Source organism: Flavobacterium esculini (assembly GCF_048284325.1).
In the GTDB taxonomy this organism is placed as follows: domain Bacteria; phylum Bacteroidota; class Bacteroidia; order Flavobacteriales; family Flavobacteriaceae; genus Flavobacterium.
On record NZ_JBLVPI010000001.1, the window covers coordinates 268796 to 294240 of the forward strand.

Sequence of the window (25445 nt, forward strand, 5' to 3'; positions counted from 1 at the left end):
CTACCGAATATAAAAATGCTCCACGTGAAACACTTCGGCTTTGGATAATAAAAAAAGTCTTACTGTTCCACGTGGAACAGCGCTAATTTTTCATCTTCTTTACAACGCATTAAAAGCTCATCCTCCTCGCCTTTGTCTTTGTATCCACAGTAGTGCAAAACTCCGTGAACTAAAACACGCTTCAATTCGTCTTCAAAAGGAACGTTAAAATCAACCGCATTGTCTTTAACCCTTTCAACAGAAACAAAAACATCTCCACTTAACTCATTCCCCATCGTGTAATCAAAACTAATAATATCCGTTAATGTGTCGTGATTAAGGTATTCAAGATTAATTTTATGCAAATACTCATCGTCGCAAAAGATGTAGTTTATCTCTCCCTCTTTCTTGTTTTCGGAAGTAATAACATTAGACAGCCATAAAGCAACAGCTTCTTCATTGTCTAAAGTAAAGTCGGTTTCGTAATTAAAATTGATCATTTTTTATTAAAATATTCTTGAACCTTTTGATTAAAATTCGAGCGCAAAGGTAAGGATTGTCTATTTAATATTTCTATGCTATTCAAATAATCTAATAAAGCAGCTGGCAGTGCATTAGATTGATTATTAAACTCCTTTTTATTGGTTTCTGATTGACGTTTATTTTCTTCTCCTTGTTGCTGTAAAGCCGTATTCAATTTTAACAATTCCTGCTTCACATTTAGAATCTTTTGAAGTGTTTCATTTTTAAATCCCTTGTTTAATAATTGTTTTTCAATTTGCTTCATTTGTTCCAAAACACTTTGTCCATTGCCCCCCAAACCTTTTTTATTAAGTTCATTTTGCAAAGCTTCACGCAACTGCTTTTGTTCTTTATAAATCTCCATTATGGATTGGGCATCTCCTTCTCCATCACCATCCTGACTTTCGCCTTTACCGGATTTTCCGTCTTTCCCGCTTTCCCCTTTTGGGCCATCACCAGGTTTTGGACCTTTCTTAATTCCTTCTTTCATCTTCTCCCCCAATCCCTCTTGTTTTTTAATAATATCTGGCAATTGTATTCCCTGTCCTTGACCCGGTTTTGGCTTTCCGGAACCCATCCCAGACAATGACATTTGCATCGTGTTAAGCATATTGCTAAGCATATCAGCCAATTTATTGGCTGCAGCAATCGAATATTGCTGATGGGATAATCCTTTAGGAACCATAGCATCGGACAAACTCTCTAGCGATTTATCAATATTGTAATGTACGTTGCCTATTTCTTTAGTCACCTCTTCGGCAATTATAGGGTTTCTTAAAGACATCGCAAACAAACTATCGTCAACATGTTTGAACTGCTGTTTTAAATCCTGTTGGATTTTAATGTTTTTATTATAGCCTGGAGAACCGGCTTTATGCCCTTTAAACTGATTCATTAACTCTTCCTGTGACAAAGAAAATGCCAATAAATTGTCCAGAATTTGTCGCAACATAGCAACATCCTCTAGCAGTTCTTCCTTCTCATTTCCTTCCAAAGTTTGTGCCATCTTTGCGGCCATCTCTTTCATCTTTTTCGAGGCGCTTTTTTGATTTGGTTTAGCCTTCGCTTTATTGTCTTTCTTCAATTCCTCTGAAGCTTTCTTTAAATCTTCGTCGATACTTTTTTCTTTAGTGGCATCTTTAGGAAGATCCATCGGGGATTTCAATTCTTTATTTTCCTTTTCTAAATCTTTTAAATCTTCTTGAATCTTATCAAAATCAGCATTGATATTTTCTTGTTTATCCAATTTGTTTTCCTTTTCATCATCGGATAATTTATCTTGCTTTTCAGAAAGCTTGTCTAGTTTATCACCTAATTGTTCTGTTTTCTTTTCTACATAATACTTCTTAGTCAACTCAACTAATTGTTCTAAATTTTTAATTTGGTTTTTACTGTTTTGCTTAAATTTATCTAACTTCGAAAGTAGTTCTTCGTTTTTAATTTTATCATTCAGTTCTTTTAACTCATCCAATAACTTTTGATTTTTATCCAAATCCTTGTCGGCTTTATCCATTCGTTTTTGCAACTCTTCTTTTAGCTTATCCTTTTCATCCGTTTTGAATTTATCTAAATTATCTTTCATTTTCTCTGCAAACTGTTTCATCATTTCATCTTGCTGCTTTTGGCGTTTGATGAAATCATTTACTTTCTGTTGGTCTTTAAATTCAAGGTTGTCTTTTTCTTTTCCTGTTTTTTGTATTTTTTCAATTTCGGCTATTTGCTTGTCTTGATTTTTTAAGGAATTCTCTAAACCATTAATATTATCATTTTGCTGTTGTAAAACTTCATCTTCTTTCTCTTCATCTGTCGAAACACGATTCGAGAAAACAGAAGATTTTGTGCTTTTAAAATGATGAATGGCATCGTTGTCATACACTTCAAAATAATAGTCATACGACACTCCTTGCTCAACTGGAAGATTACTTGGGAACGAAAATACAAATTGATCTACTGTAGCTTTTTTAACAGCAATTGTTCCACGTCTGGCAATCTGAGGTTTGTTTCTTTCGTAATACACAATCTGAAGTTTTGACAATCCATAATCATCTGAGATTTGCCCTAAAACATAGTTCCTTCCCACCTTCAAACTGTCTGGCGCATTGTTCACAGTAATCGCTGGAAATTGATCTTTGACAATTGTAAGCTGATAATTCAGTTTTTCATAGTTTTTTACCTTGTCATTCGAAGTAAGAATTTGATAATCTGTGTTTTGAAGTATATTTTTTGATAAAGTAAAGCTGTTCTCAGTTTTCGAAAAGGAAATAGTAGACTTTCCGTCCATCCAATCTACTTTTTGTGTCGCTTGCGTATCCATTTTCCAAATTACACGAGTTCCTTCGGGAATAATGGCGTTACCGGTTCCTTTGATGTTCTCTGGTTTTTTATTCAAATAAGAAGGAAAATTCAATTGCATTTCGAAATTAGCAATCGACGGAACCGTAATCACTTTCAATTCATAATCCAATGAAGAAACCGCATTTCCCTCCACGTGGAACAAAACAGCTTCAGAAGGTTTTAAAATTTTAAATTCAAACTCCCCTCCTTTTGTATTTTCCATAAAATAACTTTCATCCCCAATGAAAATCATCACATTCTCAGGAACAACTTTGCCTACAGTTTTGACTTGAAATATAAAATCTTTTCCTTGTTCCGTTTGCAGATTCGAATTTAAAACCACAAACTTAAAAGGAGCCGGAGGTAAAAAAGCCGAATTGAAATGCACTACTCTATTCAAACTTTGAGAAATCACATTGCTGTTACCAGAAAAATAAAAGAAAGCAAAAAACAAAATAGGAATTAGTGCTAACGGTAAATATTTCTGGTTTGTATTGAAGTTTATGGCCTTCCCAAAAGGGATTGGTTGTAACGCATTGGCTTTTTGTTCAATCGAAGCCACAAGCAATTCCGATTTATTCTGATGATTATCCGAATTTGATAACTGCAGAAAATTCGTCAACTTGTCGCTCACTTCCGTAAAATGATTTCCAATAATAGCCGACGCCTGATTGTAATCAATTCCTTTTTGGAGTTTGAATAATTTAAATATTGGAAATAAAATAAATCGCGACAATAAAAGCACTTCCACTGCTACAAAAACCCAAAATAAAATGGTTCTTCCCATTGGCTTAAGCCAAAGAAAATATTCGACAAAAAGCGTAAATAGAAAATACAACAATCCTAAACCAATAAAAAAAATGATTCCTCGTATCAATTCATTGGTATAAAACTTTCGGATAAAAGCTTCGAGTTTCTGATAAATAAAATTTGAGTGCTCCAAAATTTATAACATGTTTTTATAACCAATAAAAGTAACCATTTTTGAATTCAGTCCATGTTAAAAATATAATAATCAAAAAAAGTGATGTTTCGATAAAAAATAACCTTTGCGACTTTGTGTCTTCCTCACAAAAAAGAACTTTTTATAAAGCCAAAAAAAGCGTATTTTTACAATAGTTATTTATAGAAAAATGGAAAAACTAATCGACTTATTAAAAAAGTATGCAGCATTAAATGTCATTCCATCTTTGGAAGAAGAGCAAGCACAATTGTGTGAATATGTCTATACCACTAACCGATTAGAAGGCAATCAATTATCACTTTTGCAAACTACCGAATTATTCAAAAGCGACACCATTTCTGGAAATAACATCCGAAATTCCGATATTTTAGAACAAAGAGGAATGTATCGCGCATTGAAAAGAATGCTTTTGGCGGTAAAAAACAAAGAAGAATTATCGATAAAATTGATTTTAGAATTAAATTGGTTGACTATTGGAAGCCTATGGAATGAAGATTATTATACGAATGCCAAAGAAAAAGGGCAACTGCAAAATCAATTTAAGGTTAGCCAAAACGTGATTTCCATAAAGCAAAACGGAGTTGAGAAAGAACGAATAATGCCTTTGAGCTCTCCTGCTGATGTTCAAAAAAATATGGAAGCCTTGATTGAAAATGTCAACAAAAGCGAGGCTTCTGTCTTGGACAAAGCTGTTTTCTTGGCTCAAGAAATTTGGATTCATCAACCCTTTGTAGACGGAAATAAAAGAACGGGAAGACTTTTAATTAATTTTTTATTGATGAAAGAAGGTTTTCCTTTGTTTTCTTATGACACGGAAAATTTGAATTATAATAGTTTACTAGTCGAACAATATTATGATTCGAAACCTGATTTAGTAAAAAACTATATTATTGAAACCCTTTACAAAAAAATGGATGACGAAATCGAAGCCTATTCAAAAATCAAAAAAGATTTTAAAGGTTTTCGATTGATGCTGTAAATCTACTTCCAAACTATAAACTTTATGCCTTTGTGTCTTCGTGGCGAAAAGAACTTCTTATCTTTGCAAAAAATTTACAGCAATGTCTAAACAAGTTCGTGTGCGTTTTGCACCAAGTCCAACTGGACCTTTACATATTGGCGGAGTACGTACCGCATTATTCAATTATTTATTTGCCAAAAAAAACAATGGTGTTTTCTTCTTACGAATTGAAGACACTGATCAAAACCGTTATGTTCCAGGAGCCGAAGAATATATCATCGAAGCACTGGAATGGCTAGGAATAGCACCAGATGAAACCATTGGAAAAAACGAAAAATTTGGTCCATACCGTCAAAGCGAAAGAAAAGATTTATACCACCAATATGCTGATCAATTAATCAATTCCGGTAATGCCTATTATGCTTTTGATACTGCAGAAGCGTTGGACGCAGCAAGAAAATTAGAAGAAGAACAAGGAAAAACCTTTATATACAATCACCACAACAGAGAAAAACTAGACACTTCTTTAGTTATTTCTTCTGAAGAAACTGCCAGAAGAATTGCTGATGGAGAACATTATGTAATTCGTTTTAAAACTCCGGTAAACGAAACCTTGCATTTGCATGACATCATTCGTGGAGACGTAAAGTTTGAAACGAGTCTTTTAGATGATAAAGTATTGTTTAAAAGCGATGGAATGCCAACCTATCATTTGGCTAATATTGTAGATGATCATTTAATGGAAACTTCTCATGTAATTCGTGGTGAAGAATGGTTGCCATCAATGCCTTTACACGTTTTATTGTACAGAGCCTTTGGTTGGGAAGCACCCAAATTTGCACATTTACCATTGATTATGAAACCTGTTGGAAACGGAAAATTATCCAAACGTGATGGTGACAAAATGGGATTCCCTGTATTTCCATTGGACTGGAAAACCGCCGAAGGTGTTTCATCAGGGTACAGAGAAAAAGGATTTTTCCCGGAAGCAGTTGTTAACTTCTTAGCTTTATTAGGTTGGAATGATGGAACCGAAAAAGAATTATTCTCACTGGAAGAATTAGTTGAAGCATTTGATTTAAACAGAGTTCACAAAGCTGGAGCTAAATTTGATCCAGAAAAAAACAAATGGTTCAATCATCAATATTTGGTCAAACAAAAAGATGTCGATTTAGCGAAATCCTTTGCTCCTATTGTAGAATCTAAGAATGTTAACCGATATTACTCTTTAGTGGAACTGACAAAGATTGTTTCATTAATCAAAGAACGTGCGCATTTTGTTTCTGAATTTTGGGAATTAAGTGATTTCTTTTTTATGGCTCCAATATCGTATGATGAAAAAGCAAGGAAAAACTGGAAGGAAGAAACGCCAACATTGATGGAAGAATTAATATCTGTTATAGAAGAAATAACTGATTTTACTTCGATGAATATAGAAACTATTGTAAAAGATTGGATGACGAAAAACGAAATTGGAATGGGTAAAGTAATGCAACCGTTTCGTTTGAGCTTGGTTGGAGCGCTTAAAGGCCCTCACCTATTTGATATCGTTGAAGTAATTGGAAAAGACGAAACGATTAACAGAATTCAAAAAGCAATAGCTACTTTATAAAAAAGAACCCTTTCAGTTCCGAAGCTTCGGGATGAAAGGGTTTAATGATAAAAGGCTTCTTATCCAGATTCAGGATTAGAAGCTTTTTTTTATAAATAAAGAATCAAATCACCATTTATAATTCCTGGATTCCCTTTGAAATTTACTCCTAAATTCTTCGTGTTCAAGTTGCCCAGCATATTGCTAATCCCATATTGATAGGAAACATTAACCCGGAAATGACGCACTCCTGCTGTTATTCCTACCGTAGGATAAAAATTAAATTTTGAAATATCCACAATATCTTTGGCTAACAATGTTGTCCCGGAAATGTTATTATTTTCATTTTCGTTATCAATTTTAAATTTTCCGTTTACTTGAACCAAAGGTCCAAACTCAACACTCAAATGATTTTCGATTAATTTATAACTTAATTGCAACGATATCTGCGCCGAAGCCAGTTTATAATTTACATCCTCATTTCCTAAAAAAAAGTTTTTTGTGGCTACTGAAAAATTATTTTCGCTAAACTGCATCGCGTAAACCATATCCCAATCATCATAGAAATTTCCTCGCATAGAAAGTCCTGCATTCCATCCTGTTCCTGGCTTAGTCTGGAAATTAGTAGTGTTCAACGTAAATTGATTAACACCAAAACTGATACCAATTCTGTTCGAATCTCTGTATCCGTATTGTGCAAAACCAGTTAGGGTAATTAAAATAAAAACTGAAGTAAGATATATCCTTTTCATAAAAATTAAATTAAACGAAGACAAACCTAAAGTTTTTTTGTAATTTAACAGTAATTTTTCTAACTAATTTATTCATACTATGGACATTCCGTTGATTATTTTACTTGTATTTGCGTTATTTATTTTACTTTCCTCCTTTTTTACTGTCAAGCAGCAGACCTCAGTTGTTATTGAACGCTTCGGCAAATTTTTAAGTATTAGACAATCTGGTCTGCAACTTAAAATTCCTTTAATTGATAGAATTGCCGGACGTGTCAATCTAAAAATCCAACAGTTAGATGTGATCATCGAAACCAAAACCAAAGACAACGTTTTTGTAAAACTAAAAGTTTCAGTTCAATTTATGGTAATAAAAGAAACTGTTTACGATGCTTTTTACAAATTGGAATATCCACACGATCAAATCACTTCTTATGTATTTGATGTCGTTCGTGCCGAAGTTCCAAAACTAAAATTAGATGATGTTTTCGAAAGAAAAGATGATATTGCCATTGCTGTAAAAAGAGAATTAAACGAAGCGATGACTACTTATGGTTACACGATTATCAATACATTGGTAACGGATATTGATCCGGATATTCAGGTGAAAAACGCAATGAACAGAATCAATGCTGCAGACAGAGAAAAAACTGTAGCGGAATTTGAAGCAGAAGCATCAAGAATTAGAATTGTTGCTAAAGCCAAAGCAGAAGCAGAAAGCAAACGTTTACAAGGACAAGGTATCGCTGACCAAAGGCGTGAAATTGCAAGAGGTTTGGTAGAAAGTGTTGATGTACTAAATAAAGTGGGTATAAACTCTCAGGAAGCTTCGGCTTTGATTGTGGTTACGCAACATTATGATACTTTACAGGCCATTGGCGCAGACACAAACTCCAATTTGATTTTATTGCCAAATTCTCCTCAAGCAGGAAGCGATATGCTGAATAATATGGTAGCTTCATTTTCTGCATCAAATCAAGTAGGCGAAATGATGAAGAAAACCAACAGAAAGCCAAAACCAAAAAATGAGGAACATACCAGTTTTCAAGCTCCGCAACCACCAGAAAATCCTGAAATAGAAATATAATATTTGATTGTTTTAAAAAGAAAAAGAGGCTTAATTGCCTCTTTTTCTTTTTGACAACCAATTTTTAATAAATGGTACCGCTTTATTTAGTATAAAAGGAAGCGCCGTTGATACGATAGTTCCATAAGGAATAGCGGAACTATAGGTTCCTATTAAATCACTTACGATGTTTTGTGGTGTAAAGCTCTCTTTAGTTTTTTTGACACCATAAACCAATTTTTGATAACTGATTTCTTTTTCAATTTTTAAGATTTCCAGTTCCCTTTCTATTTGAGCATAAGAAGAATATTTTTTAGTTTCCATAGTTTTTAGTCGTTAAAAAATATTTCTGAAAATTTCTCTAATATTGGACCTTCAACTATTTTGTCTTTAATTAAAAACAAAAGAGCTGTTACAACAAGATACCCTCCTCCAATAATCAAAAATCCCAACGGATAACTATCTAAAGAATTTCCTATTGCTAAAGCAGCCGCTACAGAGCAAAATAATAAAACCATACCAAAACACAAAAAAATCAATGTGAACTTAAGGATCATGGTAGTCGATTTCATTGCAACTTTGAAACCCCATAATTTATAATAAGCCTTATTGTTTTTTAAATACTCCTGGATTTGTTCCTGAATATCCTCCGTATTTTCTTTTAATTCTTCAAAAGCCATAATTTATTTGTTTTTAATATCAATTAGGAAGTAACCAATATTATTTTTGAAGTTTGGCGTTTTGTTCTTTCAATTCAGCCAATTTTGATTCTAAAAAGGAAATCACATCCTCTGCTTTATGACTCACATTAGAAATCAAATCGTCATATGTTTCTTGTAAATCGTAATTTTTACTACAAGATAATTTATGTTTTAATTCATCTGATGCATTTTCGAATTTATGTTTTAAATCCCTCTTGGCATCATCATAACCATCTTTTAATTTTTCTCTTGTTCTTGTACCTTTATCTGGCGCAAACAAAATTCCAATTCCAGCTCCAATGGCTGCACCAGTTAATAAGGCTAATAATGTATTTCCTGCGTTATTCGACATGATATTCCATTTTTGATTGTTAATTACTAAAATTACAAATTTTATTAACACATCGTTGTTAACAAGCAGTTAATTTATTTTAAACAAGGCTAGAAAACGAAATAAAATGCGCTGTTAAAACAAATGCTCAACAAGTATATTACAACCCATAAAACTTAAAAAAAGGCTTTAAATCCAGTTTATTTAAGTTGTTTTTAATTAGTAAAATTTATGAAAAATTATTTTTTTATATTAATTTTCTATAATAAAAAAAGCGCCTTATAAAAGACACTTTTAATCATTAAAATCTATAAGAAAGATTTAGTACTAAAATTTCAGTTCATTTAATAATTCTAAAACTTTTTCGTTTTTTTCATTCTTTTTTAATTCTGAAAGTTGCGTTTTGAAAAGACTGAAATTATTCAAATCATTTTGTAAATTTTGAATAGCCAAAATTCTAACGGCAGCCATTTGACTTTTTAATGACATCGTATATAATTTTGTTAAAGATTCTTCTTCAATATCTTTTACTTGTACTTTATCTGAATGATGCAAAACTAAATTAGAAAACAACAACGAGTTATTGTCATTCTTACTATTTTTGACAATAGTCTGAATAATTAAACTGTAGTTATCAATACTTTTTATGTTATCAACAATACTTTTTAAAATAAAATTCGCATTGTTTTCATCTTTTTCCTTTACATATTTATTGATTTCTTTTTGGGTATTCATCAATAAATTTTCTTCTTTTTTACCTTTCTCTTCCCACGCATCCTTCAATCCTACGGTTTTATTAAATACAATTTTACCTTCCGTTGTATCTTTATCCACATTGAAATATCCCAAACGTTGAAACTGGAATTTTTCATCTGATTGTACCGTTGACAAACTTGGTTCCACGAATCCTTTTACAATTTGCAACGAGCCCGGATTCATAAATTCTAAGAAATTTTTCTCCTTATGGCTGTCCGGTGCTTCATCAATAAACAAACGATCGTACAAACGAACTTCCGCCTCTAAAGCATGTCGCATAGAAACCCAATGCAAGGTTCCGGCCACTTTTCTTTGACTGGCTTCACTCCCACTTCCGCTTCGGCTGTCTTCATCATAAGTCACGTGAATTTCAGTAATAGTTCCTGCAGCATCTTTAACGACACTTTCTCCTTTAATGATATAGGCGTTTTTAAGACGCACTTCTCTGCCCAAACTCAAACGGAAAAATTTAGCTGGTGCTTCTTCTAAAAAATCATCTCTTTCAATGTATAATTCTCTTGAAAAAGGGACTTTTCTAAATCCTGCACTTTCATCTTCCTGATTATTTTCGGCTTCCAGCCACTCTTCTTTATCTTCAGGATAATTTGTAATCACCAATTTTATCGGATCTAAAACTGCCATAACTCTTGAAGCTGTTTTGTTTAAATCTTCGCGTAAACAAAATTCCAAAAGTGAAAAATCAATTATATTCTCTCTTTTGGCAACACCAATGATATCACAAAACTTACGAATAGAATTGGCTGTATAGCCTCTTCTTCTCAATCCTGAGATAGTTGGCATTCTGGGATCATCCCAACCATTTACGATATTTTCCTGAACCAATTGCAATAGTTTTCGCTTGCTCATTACGGTGTAATTCAAGTTCAAACGAGCGAATTCATATTGATGTGGTCTTACTTTTAATTCATCATAAATCTGGTCTAAAAACCAATCGTATAACTCACGGTGCATCACAAATTCAAGGGTGCAAATAGAATGCGAAATTTGCTCTAGATAATCACTTTCTCCGTGTGCATAATCATACATTGGATAGATATTCCAATCATTTCCGGTTCTGTGATGATGACGGTGTAAAATACGGTACATCAATGGATCACGCATCAACATATTAGTCGAAGCCATATCTATTTTGGCACGTAAAACATGGCTTCCTTCCGGGAAATCACCATTTTTCATTCCTTCGAATAAAGTAAGATTTTCTTCAATGGAACGGTTTCTGTAAGGCCCATCAACTCCGGGTTGAGTTGGCGTTCCTTTTTGAGTCGCCATGTCTTCAGAAGACTGGCTGTCTATATATGCTTTACCATTTTTAATCATGGCAACCGCCCATTCATATAACTGCTGAAAATAATCAGAAGAATACAATTCTTCCGTCCAATCAAAACCCAACCATTTCAAGTCTTCTTTGATAGCATCTACATATTCCTGCTCCTCTTTGGCTGGATTGGTATCATCAAAACGCAAGTTAACTGGCGCATTGTATTTTAATCCTAAACCAAAATTTAAGCAAATAGATTTTGCATGACCAATATGTAAATACCCATTAGGTTCTGGCGGAAAACGAAAACGTAATTTATCTTGTGGAAAACCATTGGATAAACTGTCTTCAATGATTTGTTCTATAAAATGGAGTGATTTTTCTTCGGTTGACATTTTTTTGTTTAATTTTAGCAAAGATAAATAAATGGTTTAATGTTTACAGTTTAAAGTTAAAGAGATAGCTTTAAACCTAAAAAACTTTGAACAAAAAATTAAAAAATGGGATTTATAAAACTAAAAAATATCCGAACCTACTCCTATCACGGTTGTTTGATTGAAGAAGGAAAAATTGGTTCTGATTATTCAGTTGATTTAAAAGTTAAAACAGATTTGCGACAATCATCTATTACAGATAACTTGGTTGATACGGTTGATTATATATTGTTAAATCAAATTGTCGTGGAAGAAATGGCTATCAGAGCCAACTTATTAGAACATGTTGCACAACGCATCATTGCCAGGATTATGAAAGAAGTTCCAGCTATTTCAAGAGTTATTCTGGGTGTTTCAAAATTAAATCCTCCTATTGGTGGTGACGTTGAAGCGGTTACAATAGAAATGGAACAATATAGGAGTTAAATTAAAAATGTTTCAAAGGGTTTAATAAATATTTTTTGAAACTTTTAAACTTTAAACTTTTAAACTTTAAACTTTTTAGTTACTTTTGCCATCCGTTCAACTACGGCGTCGTGGCCGAGCGGCTAGGCTGGGCTCTGCAAAAGCTCCTACTCCGGTTCGAATCCGGACGATGCCTCTAAAACCTTCAAAGCAATTTGAAGGTTTTTTTATGTCTAAATTTTTAAGAAAAATTAAATAAAGATATAGTTCGAATCCGAACGAAACTCATAACCTTCAAGGAAACTTGGAGGTTTTTTATAGCTAATTTTAAGAAAAATATAGAATTTAATACTATTCTTTTAAAACTTAAATGAACTTATATTCCTTAAATAGTTTGGAATTTTCAACATATAAGGAATGTAAGTTCATTTAAGAAATCCTGTAATTATTCAATTTGTTAGAAAAAAAAAGTCTAAATCTGAATATTTCTATCGGATTTAGACTTTTTTTATTTTTTGAAATAAAAACGTATTTACTTATTTTTCAATCTTCTCAAATGCATTTTTAACCATTTCTTTTTCCTTTGGGAACCATCCTTGTGTGATTAAAACTATTCCGAAAACCATCATAACGATGCTGATCCCTTTCTTAATTTTAAGAATATTGTTGGGTGTTAATTTAGTTTTTAATTGTTTGGCCAGTAGTATTTTAATACAATCAATTATTAAGTAAGATACAATTACAGTAACAAAAAAAGTTATCATTCTGGACGTTTGCATTTCTAGTTTTGGTCCTACAGAAATAATAATAGCCAACCAAAAGCCAAGAACTCCAATATTTATAATATTTAATAAAAAACCTTTTAAAAAAAGACCTGCATAATTCTTTCTTATAATCTCATTATCTATTTCGTCTGTATTTACTTTTTCTTCTTTTTTTAATAGTACAAAAGAAATGATGCCATAAACTAACATCAAGATTCCACCAAAAATAAAAAGGGCAGGTTTATCTTTTAAACTTTGAATTAATCTGTAACTGCCTAAATACGCAATCGCAATAAAAACAATATCCCCTAAAACAACACCTAAATCGAAAACTAAAGCGGCTCTAAATCCTTTTATAATACTAGTTTCAAGCAGTATAAAAAACACAGGACCAACCATAAAACTTAAAAAAATTCCCCAGGGAATACCGGATAAAATATCGTTTATCATTAAAATTTAAAATTTATCAGAATAGAAATGTAAAACTATTATTTTTCTAGGATTGTTCCACCAATAAAAACTTCTTTATTAATTTGTTTTGGTTTTCCATAAATGTAAATAGAGCCTCCGGCCTTCACTTTTGCATCCACCAATGTAGTCGCATAAATTTCAGATTTTCCTCCAGCAGCGACGCTTATTACTGTTTGAGTCGTATGTAAATCGGCTGCTTTTAGAATACCACCAGAAGTGATAACTACATCTTGATTAGTTGCTTTACCTGATATATCAATTATTCCTCCTGAATTTGCCTTTATATTTACTTTGTCAACATCTATAACCATCTTTATTTCTGCTCCTGATTTTACATTTAAATCCAGCATTGTTTGTTTAAAATCAGTTTCACTTGAAACAGAACTTCCTTCGCTTGCACTGATGCTTTCAATAGTATTAAAATACAATTTTACTACGATGTTGTTTCCAGATAGCAATTGTGGAAATGGCATTCTTATTTTTAACTCCCCATTTTTATTAACAGTTTCAACTTCATCTGCTCTGTCTCCTGTTATAACAACTTTATTTTCTGAGGATGAAATTAATTTTACAGTAATTTTATCAAATACTTTTACTTCATCAAAATCACCTAAATTTCTGCTTACCTGTGCATTTGTTATTTGGCTTAAAAATACAAAGGCAATAATCACTAATTTTTTCATTTTTTTATTTAATTGGTTCTTCAATTCTTCTTAAAAAATTAAAATCCAGTTGTTTTTTAACTAAATCGGCATTTTTTACTTTAACGTAAATTTCATCTCCTAATTGTAATAATTTACCAGAAGTTGCGCCAGTCAATGCATATTGTTTTTCATCAAAGGTGTAATAGTCGTCTTTTATATCGCGTATTCTACACATTCCTTCACATTTATTCTCTATAATTTCTACATAAATTCCCCATTCCGTCACACCAGAAATTACTCCTAAAAATTCCTGATCTTGATGATCTTGCATGTATTTTACCTGCATGTATTTGATAGAATCACGTTCAGCATTGGTAGCTAAACCTTCCATAGTTGAAGAATGAACGCATTTCGTTTCATAGGTTTCTTCATCAGCTGATTTTCCACCGTCAAGATAATGCTGTAATAATCGATGCACCATTACATCTGGATAACGACGAATTGGTGATGTAAAATGCGAATAATAATCAAAAGCCAATCCGTAATGTCCTATGTTATCAGTAGAATATTTGGCTTTACTCATACTTCTAATCGCAAGAGTATCAATTAAATTCTGTTCTTTTTTACCATTCACTTCTTCCATCAACGCATTCAATGATTTAGAAATATCGCCTTTATTACGGAAATCTATTTTGTAACCAAACTTTGCAATTACCGTTTGCATAGCAATTAATTTATCTTCGTTTGGTTCATCGTGAATTCTATAAATGAAAGTTTTCTTTTGTTTTCCAATGAATTCTGCTACTTTTTTATTGGCCAAAAGCATGAACTCCTCAATTAGATGATTGGCATCTTTAGAAACTTTAAAATAAACTCCTTGAGGTTCTCCAGCTTCATCTAAATTGAATTTCACTTCCACTTTATCAAAAGAAATTGCTCCATCAGCCATTCTTCTTTTTCTAAAAATTTTAGCCAATTCATCCATTTTTAGCGTCGCTGAGACAATTTCTTTCGAAACTTGATACGAACTTCCAGTTATTGAAATTTCTTCCGGAATCACATCGTCTTTCGTTTCTATGATATACTGCGCTTCTTCATAAGAAAAACGCTGATCAGAAAAAATTACAGTTCTACCAAACCATTGATTGACTACCTGAGATTTTTCGGTGATTTCGAATATAGCTGAAAATGTATATTTTTCTTCATTTGGACGCAACGAACAAGCAAAATTTGATAATACTTCCGGTAACATGGGTACTACCCTATCTACTAAATAAACAGAAGTTGCTCTTTGATACGCTTCATCATCCAGGATGGTTCCTTCTTCAAGATAATACGAAACATCAGCAATGTGAATACCAATTTCGTAATTGCCATTTTCTAATTTTTTAAATGATAAGGCATCATCAAAATCTTTGGCATCTTTTGGATCAATTGTAAAAGTCAACGTGTCGCGCATGTCACGACGTTTGGCAATTTCACTTGCTTCTATTGAAGTATCTATTTTTTGGGCATAAGTTTCTACTTCTATAGGAAATTCTGCTGGCAAACCATATTCAGCAAGAATAGCATGAATCTCCGTATCGTGTTCTCCTGGTTTCCCTAAAACTTTTATTACAGAACCAAAAGGGCTATCTGCTCTAGCTGGCCAATCCTCAATATGAACCAAAACTACATCTCCTTGCTCCGCCTCGCCTATTTTATCTTTTGGAATAAAAATATCAGTATACATTTTTGGATTGGCAGTAGAAACAAAAGCAAAATTAGCTTGAATGTCAATAACACCAACAAAATCAGTTTTATTTCTTTCAATCACTTCAATCACTTCGCCTTCAGGTCGTTTTCCTTTTCTTCGATTGTAAACATATACTCTTACAATATCTTTATCTAAAGCGTGATTTAAATTATTGGTTGGAATAAAAACATCTTCTTCTAAATCGGAACAAACAAAATAGGCTGTTTTACGACCAGTCATATCAATCTTACCTTCGTAATAGTCTTTGCTTACCGCTTTTACTAAATATTTCCCCGGTTCTGATTCTATAATTTTATCTTGAGAAGCCAGAATCTTCAAATCTTTTATAATTTGATTTCTACTTTCGGTGTCATCTAATTCCAGCTTTGCTCCTATTTGTTTATAATTGAATGGTTTATTAGCACTTTGCGACAATATTTTTAATATTTTATCCGAGAAATCTTTCTCTTTTTTGATCGGCTTTCTTAATCTTTTACTCATACTTCTTTTCTTATAGCGCATAAAATTACGAAATAGTTAATCGTTATCAATAACCAGCTACCAGTTTTAAAGAAAATATAACTTTACATAATAGTTGTATCTTTATAAAAACAATTAAAATGGAAGATTTTCAAACCATTGCTATTTTTAATTATTCACATGAAATTGTTGTTCTGAAACATATTTTAGATCAAGAAGGAATTTCTTATTTTTTTGAAAATGAAATGACTTTATCCGTTGCCCCTTTTTATTCGAATGCTTTAGGCGGAATTAAGTTAAAAGTGCATTTGAACGATTTTGAAAGAGTTCAGGAAATTTTAGATCATTTAAACAATAATCTAACCATAGTTTAATTCAATTTTTATTTTTTATTTTTTTAAAGTTGTCAACATATATTTAAATAAACAAAAAGAAAAATTAAATTTAAATTCTTTCTTGGTTGTTATTATAGCATGTTAATAGCCCCAATAAATTTATTTTAAAAGGTATTGAAATGAAGTTTAAAGTTGTTATACCGACTTATTAACAATGTTATTTTAAGGTAAAAGATTAGTTTTAAAGAGTTTTTAAAATTTAATTAACAATGGTTAATAATTCAAATCGAATTGATTTTGTAAATAACTACTTTTAGAGTTTTTGTTAATAAACTGTTTTTTTATACTGATAACTATTCTAAAAATTTACCAAACAATATTTGGATTTCTAATGTGGGTTTTGGATTACTTATTTTTAAGTTAGAACCAAAAAAAACTTCTAATATTCTATCCAAAGTTATGAACAGATTCTGTTAATTTAAAGTTAACTGAATATCAAGTGATTGCGTTTTACTATTAACAATGTAAAAAATTAACATTTTAAATATAATATATATATTGATTTACAGCTATTTATATATTTATTAAAATTGTTTATAACCGCTAATCAAATAAAAATCTGATAGTTATACATCTATAATTTACTTTAATTTTTAAGGACTTATTTGAATTGAATTCTACCATTAAAGAAAGGTAAATTTAAATTAGACAAAACTAAATTTCTTTATTTAAATTTGCAGCACAACTTAACATAATAAAAATGAAAATATCCATAGGAAACGATCACGCTGGTCCAGAATACAAAAAAGCAATCGTTGAAATGCTTAAAGCAAAAGGACATGAAGTAACTAATTACGGAACTGATTCTGCAGATAGTGTAGATTATCCTGATTTTGGACGTCCGGTTGCCATAGATGTTTCTGAAGGAAAAGCTGATTTTGGAATTGTTATTTGCGGAAGCGGTAACGGAATTTCAATGACAGTAAATAAACAGTCTAAAGTGCGTGCCGCTTTATGCTGGATAAAAGAAATTGCAGTTTTAGCCCGTCAACATAATGATGCTAATATTATCAGTATTCCTGCACGTTATACGTCAATTCCACAAGCAATAGAAATGGTTGAAGCTTTTCTGGATACAGAATTTGAAGGTGGAAGACATCAAACAAGAGTGGATAAAATAGGTTGTTAATAATTATTTATAGGAATATATTTTCATAAAAATAAAATAATGCAACAGCAATTAAAATTTGGATAAATACTATTCTGTAAAACTTAAAAAGATAGTATTTCTTGGAAGTTTTATGTCTAAAAATATACATGGCTAATGCCGAACCAATTGTGCCGCCGACAGCAGCAAATATTAAAAGGGTTTCTTCTGAAATCCTTTTTTTATGGGAAATGGCTAATCGTTTATCATAAGCAGTAATTATAAAAGCTAAAATATTCAAGGTTAAAAAAGGATATAATAAAGTCATAAATGATATAAATTTCAAGTTTAAAGCTATTATTTTAGCTAAAAATTAATTAGACAATTTCAATTTTTTCTAATTAAAAAATTTTCAAGTTAAAACATTTAAAATTATCTAATTACATAATGACTAATATACAATTTATAAATAAAACTGTTGCTACAGCAGCCATTAATATTCAAAAAACTGTTCAATTATTGCAAGAGGATTGTACCATTCCGTTTATTTCCCGGTATCGAAAAGATACTACAGGAAATCTGGATGAAGTACAAATAGAACAAATTGCAAAGTTTCAAAAAGAATACGAAGTGATTGTAAAACGCAAAGAAGCGATTTTAAAATCCATTGCCGAACAAAATGCACTTTCGTCGGAATTAGAGAAAAAAATCCAACAAAGTTTTGATTTACAGGAACTGGAAGATTTTTATCTGCCTTTTAAAAAGAAGAAGAAGACCAAAGCCGATGTCGCTCGTGAAAATGGATTAGAGCCTTTGGCAAAAATTATCATGGCACAAAATAATGATGCTATTGATTTTATTTCTTCTAAATATTTGAATGAAAATGTTATCAATGAAGATGCTGCGCTACAAGGCGCCAGAGATATTATTGCCGAATGGATTAATGAAAATATTTATGTTAGAAAACAACTCAGAAGATTGTACGAACGTAAAGCAATCATTACCACCAAAGTAGTAAAAACTAAAAAAGACGAAGAAGCGGCACAAAAATTCAATCAATATTTTGAATGGTCAGAACCATTGACTAAAGCGCCATCCCATCGATTATTAGCAATGCTTCGTGCCGAAAATGAAGGGTTTATCAAGTTTAAAGTAGAAGTTGATATCGATGAAGCGTATGATATTATTGATACCTTAATCCTAAAAAGCCAAAATAGCACAACATCTCACGTACAATTAGCCATCGAAGACAGTTATAAACGATTGTTGCATCCGGCAATTTCAAATGAAGCTTTGCAAGAAGCAAAAGCTAAGGCTGATGCCAATTCTATTCAGGTTTTTGCGAATAATCTTGGACAGTTATTATTGGCTCCTCCTTTGGGCGAAAAACGAATTTTGGCGATTGATCCGGGATTTAGAAGTGGCTGTAAAATTGTTTGTCTGGATGAAAAAGGCGATTTGTTGTACAATGAAACTATTTATCCGCATGCGCCTCAAAAAGAAGAAGCGATGGCGATGAAAAAAATCCGTTCGATGGTGAATTCCTATAAAATTGATGCGATTTCCATAGGAAACGGAACGGCTTCTAGAGAAACTGAATTCTTCATCAAGAAAATAGCGTTTGATAAACCAGTTCAGGTTTTCATCGTTTCTGAGGCCGGAGCATCTGTTTATTCCGCATCAAAAATTGCCAGAGAGGAGTTTCCTGATTATGATGTTACGGTTCGTGGTTCGGTTTCTATCGGGAGACGATTGAGTGATCCATTAGCTGAATTGGTGAAAATTGACCCAAAAGCCATTGGTGTAGGCCAGTACCAACATGATGTGGACCAAAACAAGTTGAAAGAAGAATTGGATAATACAGTGATTCGCTGCGTGAATTCCGTTGGGATAAATATCAACACGGCGAGTAAACATTTGTTGAGTTATGTGAGTGGAATAGGAGAGAAGCTGGCCGAAAATATAGTGCAATATCGCTCTGAAAACGGTCCTTTTCAAGACCGAAAACAACTCAAAAAAGTGCCTCGTTTAGGCGAGAAAGCATACCAGCAAGGGGTTGCTTTTATCCGAATTTCGAATGCGAAAAATCCGTTGGATAATTCAGCCGTGCATCCCGAAGCCTATGGAATTGTAGAAAAAATGGCCAAAGATTTGAAACTGACAGTGCATGATTTGATTGGCAACAAAGAAAAAACGGCTTTAATAAAACCAGAAAATTATATTACCCCAGAAATAGGTTTACTAGGCTTAAAAGATATTATCAAAGAACTCGAAAAACCGGGATTAGATCCAAGAAAATCAGCAAAAGTATTCGAATTTGACTCCAATGTAAAAACCATAAAAGACGTAAAATCAGGAATGATTTTGCCGGGAATTGTGAATAACATTACCAATTTTGGTTGTTTTGTAGATATTGGTGTAAAAGAAAGCGGATTGGTTCACATCTCGCAACTCAAGGCAGGTTTTGTAAGCGATGTAAATGAAGTAGTAAAATTACACCAACATGTTCAGGTAAAAGTAACCGAAGTGGATGAAGGCAGGAAACGCATTCAGTTGACAATGGTAATTTAATCCATAAAAAAAAGGCTTTTCAAATTATGAAAAGCCCTTTTTTTATTTTATTTCTTCTTCTTCTTTTTTGTCGGCTGGTTGTTTCTCGTCTTTAGCAGCGTTTTTGAATTCTTTTATTCCGCTTCCTAAACCTTTCATTAGTTCTGGAATTTTTTTACCTCCAAAAAGCAATAAAACAACTGCCAATATAATAAGGATTTCTGTAACACCTAATCTTCCCATGATTGAATAATTTATTGCCGAAGCAAATTTGTAATAAAAACTGTCTACAAAGGTAATTAGAATAACTTAATAGGAACTCATTTAAGACAATTATTTGGTTTCAATTACGTTAAAAGTTTATTAAATCAGATTTACAATTTCATAAAACAGGATGAAAGGGTACAACTACAATCCATACTATAAATTGATTATATTTGTTCAATAATCAAATTGTATGTCCAAGAAAAGACAGAAACGAAAAAAACTTAAAGAAAATTTATTCAATAAAAGACGTTTAATAATTCTAAACGAAGATACTTTTGAGGAAACTTTTTCTTTAAAACTTAATCTAATGAATGTTTTTGTATTTGTTACTTTGAGTACCATAATTATTATAACGATTACTACTTTTATCATTGCTTTTACGCCTTTACGGGAATTTATTCCAGGATATTCTTCTTCTAAACTTAAAAAAGATGCCACCCAATTGGCTTTAAAAGCAGATTCTTTGTCGTTTGCTTTAAAGAAAAATGAAGCCTACATCAAATCCATTCAAAAAGTATTAACTGGAGAATTGGAATATGTAAAATTCAACAAAGATTCCATTCTTGCTGCAACTGAAGAAGTTTCCTCTCCGGTAAATTTATCAGCTTCAAAAAAGGAAATGGAATTAAGAGCTCAAGTAGCGAAAGAAGAAAAGAATCTCTCAGCCTCCCCGAAAGGAAGGAACCGAAACTCAAAACAGTAAAAATCAATTTTTTAATTTACAATAAAAATTCGTGCTTTGCGTCTTCGCGGCAAAAAATCATTAAACCATCAGTAAGAATGTCAATAAAATCAGTTGCTGCAAAACTATTTGCAATTAAAATTTATAAAAAAACTCAGGCTTGGGCCAATAATCCTGTTGTGACCCAAAAGAAAGTTTTACAACAATTAATCAAAGAAGCTAAGGAAACTCAATTTGGAATCGATCATCATTTTGATACAATTAAATCAAGTGCAGATTTTGCCAATCTGGTTCCGGTTCGGGATTATGAAGCATTGAAACCCTATGTTGATAAAGTGGTAAAAGGTGCCGAAAATATTCTTTGGAAAGGGAAACCATTGTATTTTGCCAAGACATCGGGTACCACTTCCGGGGCTAAATACATTCCGCTGACCAAGGAATCCATGCCTTTTCATATTGAAGCGGCTCGAAATGCGATTCTGCATTATATTCACGAAACCGGGAAAACGGATTTTATTGACGGAAAAATGATTTTTCTTCAGGGAAGCCCGATTTTGGAAGAAAAGTACGGTATAAAACTCGGAAGATTATCCGGAATTGTTGCTCATTTTGTTCCAAAATATTTACAAAAAAACCGAATGCCTTCTTGGGAAACCAATTGTATTGAAGACTGGGAAACTAAAGTGAATGCGATTGTTGAAGAAACATTTAACGAAAACATGACGGTGATTTCAGGGATTCCATCTTGGGTGCAAATGTACTTTGAAAAATTACAGCAAAAAGGAGGAAAGCCAGTGGGAGAAATCTTCAAAAACTTCAATTTGTTTATCTACGGAGGGGTAAATTATGAACCGTATCGTGCCAAATTTGAGAATTTAATTGGTCGAAAAGTAGATAGCATCGAATTATTTCCGGCTTCGGAAGGTTTTTTTGCGTACCAGGATTCCCAGAAAGAAAAGGGGATGTTACTGCTTTTGAATTCGGGAATTTTTTATGAATTTATAAAAAGTGATGAATTTTATACGGAAAAACCAAGACGTTATACGATTGGTGAAGTAGCATTAGACGTAAATTATGTGTTGATTATTTCTACCAATGCAGGACTTTGGGGTTATAATATTGGTGATACCGTTCAGTTTACTTCATTAAAACCGTATCGCGTGATTGTTTCCGGAAGAATCAAGCATTATATTTCAGCTTTTGGGGAACATGTCATTGGTAAGGAAGTAGAAAGTGCGTTGCAGGAAGCGATAATTGGAACCAATATTCGAATAAATGAATTTACTGTAGCTCCACAAATCACGCCAGCAGAAGGATTACCATATCACGAATGGTTCATTGAATTTGAGAACGAACCGGAAGACAGCGTCACTTTTGCGGAAGCTATAGACACTGCCATGAGGAAGCAAAACGTATATTACGACGATTTAATTGTGGGACACGTTTTGCGAAAAGTTGTGATTACAAAAGTCGCTAAAAACGGTTTTAAGGAGTATATGAAGTCAATAGGCAAGCTGGGCGGACAAAATAAAATCCCCAGACTTTCTAATGACAGAGCCATTGTGGATTTATTAAACAAAAAATAAAAGGGTTACATTTGATTTTAGAAAATAGAATAAATGAAAGATACGAAACATATATCACGCTCCAGAGCACAAGAATCATCGGCAGCCATTGAAAAAATGTACATCACGATGCGTCATTTGTTCAATAGAGGATTTTATAAACCAATGGGTATTTCCGGTGATACTTTGAGGGAAGCTTTACTGGCTTTGCGACCAGAAATTTACGGTAATATTGGTGAAGAAAAAGTAGAATTGAATGGTCTTTTATACGTTATTGAGCGTTTGCCGGTAGGAATCGAAGAATGTAGGTTCATTAATTTAACGTCGGATGAAGGGTATTCTAAATCGCATTTCCAAGCGATTGTTCCACCTAAAAGACGCCGTAATTGTTATCGAATTGATGAGGAACAAATGAATGTGGAGATTACGCGTGGGCGTTCGGATATTTATGATATTTTGACGCATTTAACGTTCATTTTTATCGAATCCCATAAAATAAGAAATAGAGTTTTGCTTGACGATGCAGGCGAAGTTTCACGTGATTGGTTCAAACTGGAACAAGCAGTTTCCCAAAATAAAAAACTGACTCTGGTAGAAAAAGAGAAAGCAATTTCGCATGCTTCAAATATTCTGGGAAGAACATTTGAGGACGTTTTAGAGATATATGATGCCTTTGGGTCGGTAACTGCACCAGATCGCTTCTTACATGTAATTTTTTGGTTGGGCAAATTAGCGATTGAGGAAGTGGTTGACAATAATAAAAGAACCATAACATTCAGTCCGATTTTGAGGGAACGATTGGGGCATCATATTCATGGTGAAATTTGGGCAACGAACATTAAGGAAGTTTTAAAAGAGAATCAGCTCTTAGACCGTCCAATTCATGTGATTAGTGCCAATATGCACAGTGTAATGAACTCTATTTTTGCAACACCGGCTTTGAAAACCAAGTTTAAAGACAAATCAGATTTCTTTATTTATGAAGAATTGAGTAAGTCAGGCTCTTATGACGTTCGCAATCAGGTGGAAGACATTGCATTGAAATACGGAATGATTTCGTTACCGGACACTTCAGGAACCAATATTGACGTGCAAATTTTTGATACCGCCAAAATTGACTGGACTAAAACCTCGTTTCCAAAGGCAAATACGGGAGAAAAAAAACCAGTTATAATTGTGATGGATTACGCTTTTGGCGAGCAAGCATATGAAACGATTGACGAATTATTAAAACCGTATAAAAAAGAGACCTTATTGAATGTGGAATCAGTTTCCATCATGGGAAAAGCGGGAATTCTGGAAGGCGGTAAAGGAGATATTATGATTCCGAATGCGCACATCAATGAGGGAACAGCAGACAATTATTTTTTCCATAATGAATTATCGGCTGAGATGTTTGAGGGCAACGATATTGCAGTTTTTGCTGGACCAATGGTTACAGTATTGGGAACATCATTGCAAAACAGGGATTTATTAAAATTCTTTCATGAATCGACTTGGGGTATTATTGGATTGGAAATGGAAGGTTCTTATTATCAAAAAGCCATTCAATCTGCATCGAAAATCAGAAAAAGTGTTCCTTTGGATATCAAAGTGAGATATGCATATTACGCTTCGGATAATCCATTGGAAACAGGAAGTACCTTAGCTTCTGGCGGACTGGGAACATCAGGTGTAAAACCAACGTATTTGATTACCATTAAAATATTGGAACAAATTTTCAACGTAAAATAAAAGAATAGTATGAATAAAAACGAACCCAATACACTAGAGGATCAGGAAATTGATTTGTCGCAAATTTCTAAGAAAATCAGCAATCTTTTTCAAAGATTTGATACTTTTTTATTCAGATGTATTCAGTTTTTTGTAATAAATGCAATCGTAATTTCAATTTTGATAGTGGTTGGAGTCGGGTTAGGAATATTTTTAGATCAAACACAAAAAAACTATAATCATCAAATTATAGTGACACCAAATTTTGGAAGTACGGATTATTTATATGCAAAAATTGACTTAATTGAATCTAAAATTAAGGAGGGAGATACTGTTTTTTTAAAAGAAGTTGTCGGAATACAAAAACCGAAAGAAATTAAGAAAATAGAAATCAATCCAATAGCAGATGTTTATAAATTTATTGAAAATAAACCGGAAAATTTTGAACTAATCAAGCTGATGGCAGAAGATGGAGATATTAAAAAAACTGTCGTGGATAATTTGACCAGTAAAAATTATACATTTCATAAGGTATCATTGATTACCGGAAAATTAACCAATGATAAAGAAACAGTTCAGCCATTATTAAATTTTTTGAACGAAACTGATTATTACAAGAAAATTCAGAAAGGAGTACTAAACAATATTCAAATTAAGATGGTTCAAAATGACTCTATTATTTCACAAATAAATGGAGTTTTAAACGGCTTTTCTAATAGGATGAATGGCGCTACAAAAAGTGATAAACTGGTTTATTATAACGAAAACACACAGCTGAATGATATCATCAAGACTAAGGAGGGGCTAATTAACGAACAAGGAACCAATAGAGTTAGTTTGATAGGGTTAGATAAAATTATAAAAGATAACAGTTCAACACTAAATATTGAAAATAAGAGTTCAATCAACGGAAAATTAAAATTTGTTCTGCCAATTTTATTTGTTCTATGCTTTATTATTTTCCGATTGTTTATTGCTTTTTATAGAAAACAAGCTTTAAAAGCATTGCAAAACGGTTAATAATTAGGGTAAACGATT

General features: G+C 32.5%; 23 protein-coding genes and 1 tRNA gene. 12 read left to right on the forward strand and 12 right to left on the reverse strand.

What is annotated here, in order from left to right; translation table 11 throughout:
* Nucleotides 1–59 precede the first annotated feature (59 nt).
* Both ybeY and ACNQGG_RS01150 read right to left on the reverse strand, forming a co-directional pair.
* Entirely contained in the window at nucleotides 60–479 is a 420-nt protein-coding gene (ybeY, locus tag ACNQGG_RS01145; RefSeq protein ID WP_417960724.1) for an rRNA maturation RNase YbeY, read from the reverse strand.
* Nucleotides 476–3778, reverse strand: a complete 3303-nt coding sequence (locus tag ACNQGG_RS01150) for a hypothetical protein (protein WP_417960726.1) — start codon at nucleotides 3776–3778, stop codon at nucleotides 476–478. Before ACNQGG_RS01150 ends, ybeY begins: the two co-directional genes overlap by 4 nt.
* Nucleotides 3779–3968: 190 nt before the next feature.
* Between ACNQGG_RS01150 and ACNQGG_RS01155 the strand changes: the two genes are divergently transcribed.
* Both ACNQGG_RS01155 and gltX read left to right on the forward strand, forming a co-directional pair.
* Complete coding sequence (locus ACNQGG_RS01155) at nucleotides 3969–4778, forward strand: Fic family protein (protein ID WP_417960728.1); 810 nt, start codon at nucleotides 3969–3971, stop codon at nucleotides 4776–4778.
* Nucleotides 4779–4860: 82 nt separating this feature from the next.
* Nucleotides 4861–6372 (forward strand): glutamate--tRNA ligase, encoded by a 1512-nt coding sequence (gene gltX, locus ACNQGG_RS01160; protein WP_417960730.1) that lies wholly within the window; start codon nucleotides 4861–4863, stop codon nucleotides 6370–6372.
* A gap of 89 nt (nucleotides 6373–6461) precedes the next feature.
* Here the strand turns inward: gltX and ACNQGG_RS01165 are convergent, their stop codons facing one another.
* On the reverse strand, nucleotides 6462–7103 hold the full coding sequence (locus tag ACNQGG_RS01165) for a PorT family protein (protein ID WP_417960732.1): 642 nt from the start codon (nucleotides 7101–7103) through the stop codon (nucleotides 6462–6464).
* A 79-nt stretch (nucleotides 7104–7182) separates the two neighbouring features.
* Here ACNQGG_RS01165 and ACNQGG_RS01170 point away from each other — a divergent pair, with 79 nt between their 5' ends.
* Nucleotides 7183–8169 (forward strand): SPFH domain-containing protein, encoded by a 987-nt coding sequence (locus ACNQGG_RS01170; RefSeq protein ID WP_417960734.1) that lies wholly within the window; start codon nucleotides 7183–7185, stop codon nucleotides 8167–8169.
* Between the two features lie 30 nt (nucleotides 8170–8199).
* On the opposite strand, the gene ACNQGG_RS01175 is transcribed toward ACNQGG_RS01170, so the two are convergent.
* From ACNQGG_RS01175 to ACNQGG_RS01190, 4 genes are all read right to left on the reverse strand, one after another.
* Nucleotides 8200–8472, reverse strand: a complete 273-nt coding sequence (locus ACNQGG_RS01175; protein WP_417960736.1) for a DUF6327 family protein — start codon at nucleotides 8470–8472, stop codon at nucleotides 8200–8202.
* A 5-nt stretch (nucleotides 8473–8477) separates the two neighbouring features.
* Nucleotides 8478–8828: a phage holin family protein gene (locus tag ACNQGG_RS01180; RefSeq protein ID WP_417960738.1), complete on the reverse strand. Its 351-nt coding sequence runs from the start codon at nucleotides 8826–8828 to the stop codon at nucleotides 8478–8480.
* 40 nt (nucleotides 8829–8868) lie between these two features.
* Nucleotides 8869–9201, reverse strand: a complete 333-nt coding sequence (locus ACNQGG_RS01185) for a YtxH domain-containing protein (RefSeq protein WP_417960740.1) — start codon at nucleotides 9199–9201, stop codon at nucleotides 8869–8871.
* A gap of 306 nt (nucleotides 9202–9507) precedes the next feature.
* Nucleotides 9508–11610: a glutamine--tRNA ligase/YqeY domain fusion protein gene (locus ACNQGG_RS01190; protein WP_417960742.1), complete on the reverse strand. Its 2103-nt coding sequence runs from the start codon at nucleotides 11608–11610 to the stop codon at nucleotides 9508–9510.
* A 105-nt stretch (nucleotides 11611–11715) separates the two neighbouring features.
* Between ACNQGG_RS01190 and folB the strand changes: the two genes are divergently transcribed.
* Together folB and ACNQGG_RS01200 are read left to right on the forward strand one after the other, a co-directional pair.
* Entirely contained in the window at nucleotides 11716–12075 is a 360-nt protein-coding gene (gene folB, locus ACNQGG_RS01195) for a dihydroneopterin aldolase (protein WP_417960744.1), read from the forward strand.
* A gap of 104 nt (nucleotides 12076–12179) precedes the next feature.
* Nucleotides 12180–12250, forward strand: a tRNA-Cys gene (locus tag ACNQGG_RS01200).
* Between the two features lie 340 nt (nucleotides 12251–12590).
* Here ACNQGG_RS01200 and ACNQGG_RS01205 read toward each other — a convergent pair.
* From ACNQGG_RS01205 to rnr, 3 genes are read right to left on the reverse strand one after another with little or no spacing between them, the layout of a single operon-like run.
* Nucleotides 12591–13268 carry a LysE family translocator gene (locus ACNQGG_RS01205; protein ID WP_417960746.1) on the reverse strand — a complete coding sequence of 226 codons (678 nt, stop codon included), beginning with the start codon at nucleotides 13266–13268 and terminating at the stop codon, nucleotides 12591–12593.
* A gap of 38 nt (nucleotides 13269–13306) precedes the next feature.
* A complete protein-coding gene (locus tag ACNQGG_RS01210) occupies nucleotides 13307–13972 on the reverse strand; it encodes a head GIN domain-containing protein (RefSeq protein ID WP_417960748.1) in 666 nt (221 codons plus the stop codon).
* 4 nt (nucleotides 13973–13976) lie between these two features.
* Nucleotides 13977–16169, reverse strand: a complete 2193-nt coding sequence (rnr, locus tag ACNQGG_RS01215; protein ID WP_417960750.1) for a ribonuclease R — start codon at nucleotides 16167–16169, stop codon at nucleotides 13977–13979.
* A gap of 119 nt (nucleotides 16170–16288) precedes the next feature.
* Between rnr and ACNQGG_RS01220 the strand changes: the two genes are divergently transcribed.
* On the forward strand, nucleotides 16289–16522 hold the full coding sequence (locus ACNQGG_RS01220) for a DUF2007 domain-containing protein (RefSeq protein ID WP_417960752.1): 234 nt from the start codon (nucleotides 16289–16291) through the stop codon (nucleotides 16520–16522).
* 721 nt (nucleotides 16523–17243) lie between these two features.
* Nucleotides 17244–17672: a ribose 5-phosphate isomerase B gene (gene rpiB, locus ACNQGG_RS01225; protein WP_417960754.1), complete on the forward strand. Its 429-nt coding sequence runs from the start codon at nucleotides 17244–17246 to the stop codon at nucleotides 17670–17672.
* A 7-nt stretch (nucleotides 17673–17679) separates the two neighbouring features.
* Here rpiB and ACNQGG_RS01230 read toward each other — a convergent pair whose 3' ends face one another.
* Nucleotides 17680–17958: a DUF1294 domain-containing protein gene (locus ACNQGG_RS01230; protein WP_417960756.1), complete on the reverse strand. Its 279-nt coding sequence runs from the start codon at nucleotides 17956–17958 to the stop codon at nucleotides 17680–17682.
* Nucleotides 17959–18077: 119 nt separating this feature from the next.
* Between ACNQGG_RS01230 and ACNQGG_RS01235 the strand changes: the two genes are divergently transcribed.
* Nucleotides 18078–20201, forward strand: coding sequence for a Tex family protein (locus ACNQGG_RS01235; RefSeq protein WP_417960758.1), 2124 nt, complete (start codon nucleotides 18078–18080; stop codon nucleotides 20199–20201).
* Between the two features lie 42 nt (nucleotides 20202–20243).
* On the opposite strand, the gene ACNQGG_RS01240 is transcribed toward ACNQGG_RS01235, so the two are convergent.
* Nucleotides 20244–20423 carry a Sec-independent protein translocase subunit TatA/TatB gene (locus ACNQGG_RS01240; protein ID WP_417960760.1) on the reverse strand — a complete coding sequence of 60 codons (180 nt, stop codon included), beginning with the start codon at nucleotides 20421–20423 and terminating at the stop codon, nucleotides 20244–20246.
* 331 nt (nucleotides 20424–20754) lie between these two features.
* Here ACNQGG_RS01240 and ACNQGG_RS01245 point away from each other — a divergent pair, with 331 nt between their 5' ends.
* From ACNQGG_RS01245 to ACNQGG_RS01260, 4 genes are all read left to right on the forward strand, one after another.
* Nucleotides 20755–21150, forward strand: coding sequence for a peptidase (locus ACNQGG_RS01245; protein ID WP_417960762.1), 396 nt, complete (start codon nucleotides 20755–20757; stop codon nucleotides 21148–21150).
* A 77-nt stretch (nucleotides 21151–21227) separates the two neighbouring features.
* Entirely contained in the window at nucleotides 21228–22715 is a 1488-nt protein-coding gene (locus ACNQGG_RS01250) for a GH3 family acyl-acid amido synthetase (RefSeq protein WP_417960764.1), read from the forward strand.
* Between the two features lie 33 nt (nucleotides 22716–22748).
* A complete protein-coding gene (locus tag ACNQGG_RS01255; RefSeq protein ID WP_417960766.1) occupies nucleotides 22749–24428 on the forward strand; it encodes a DUF6909 family protein in 1680 nt (559 codons plus the stop codon).
* Between the two features lie 9 nt (nucleotides 24429–24437).
* Nucleotides 24438–25427, forward strand: coding sequence for a hypothetical protein (locus ACNQGG_RS01260; protein ID WP_417960768.1), 990 nt, complete (start codon nucleotides 24438–24440; stop codon nucleotides 25425–25427).
* The last annotated feature ends 18 nt before the right edge of the window (nucleotides 25428–25445 follow it).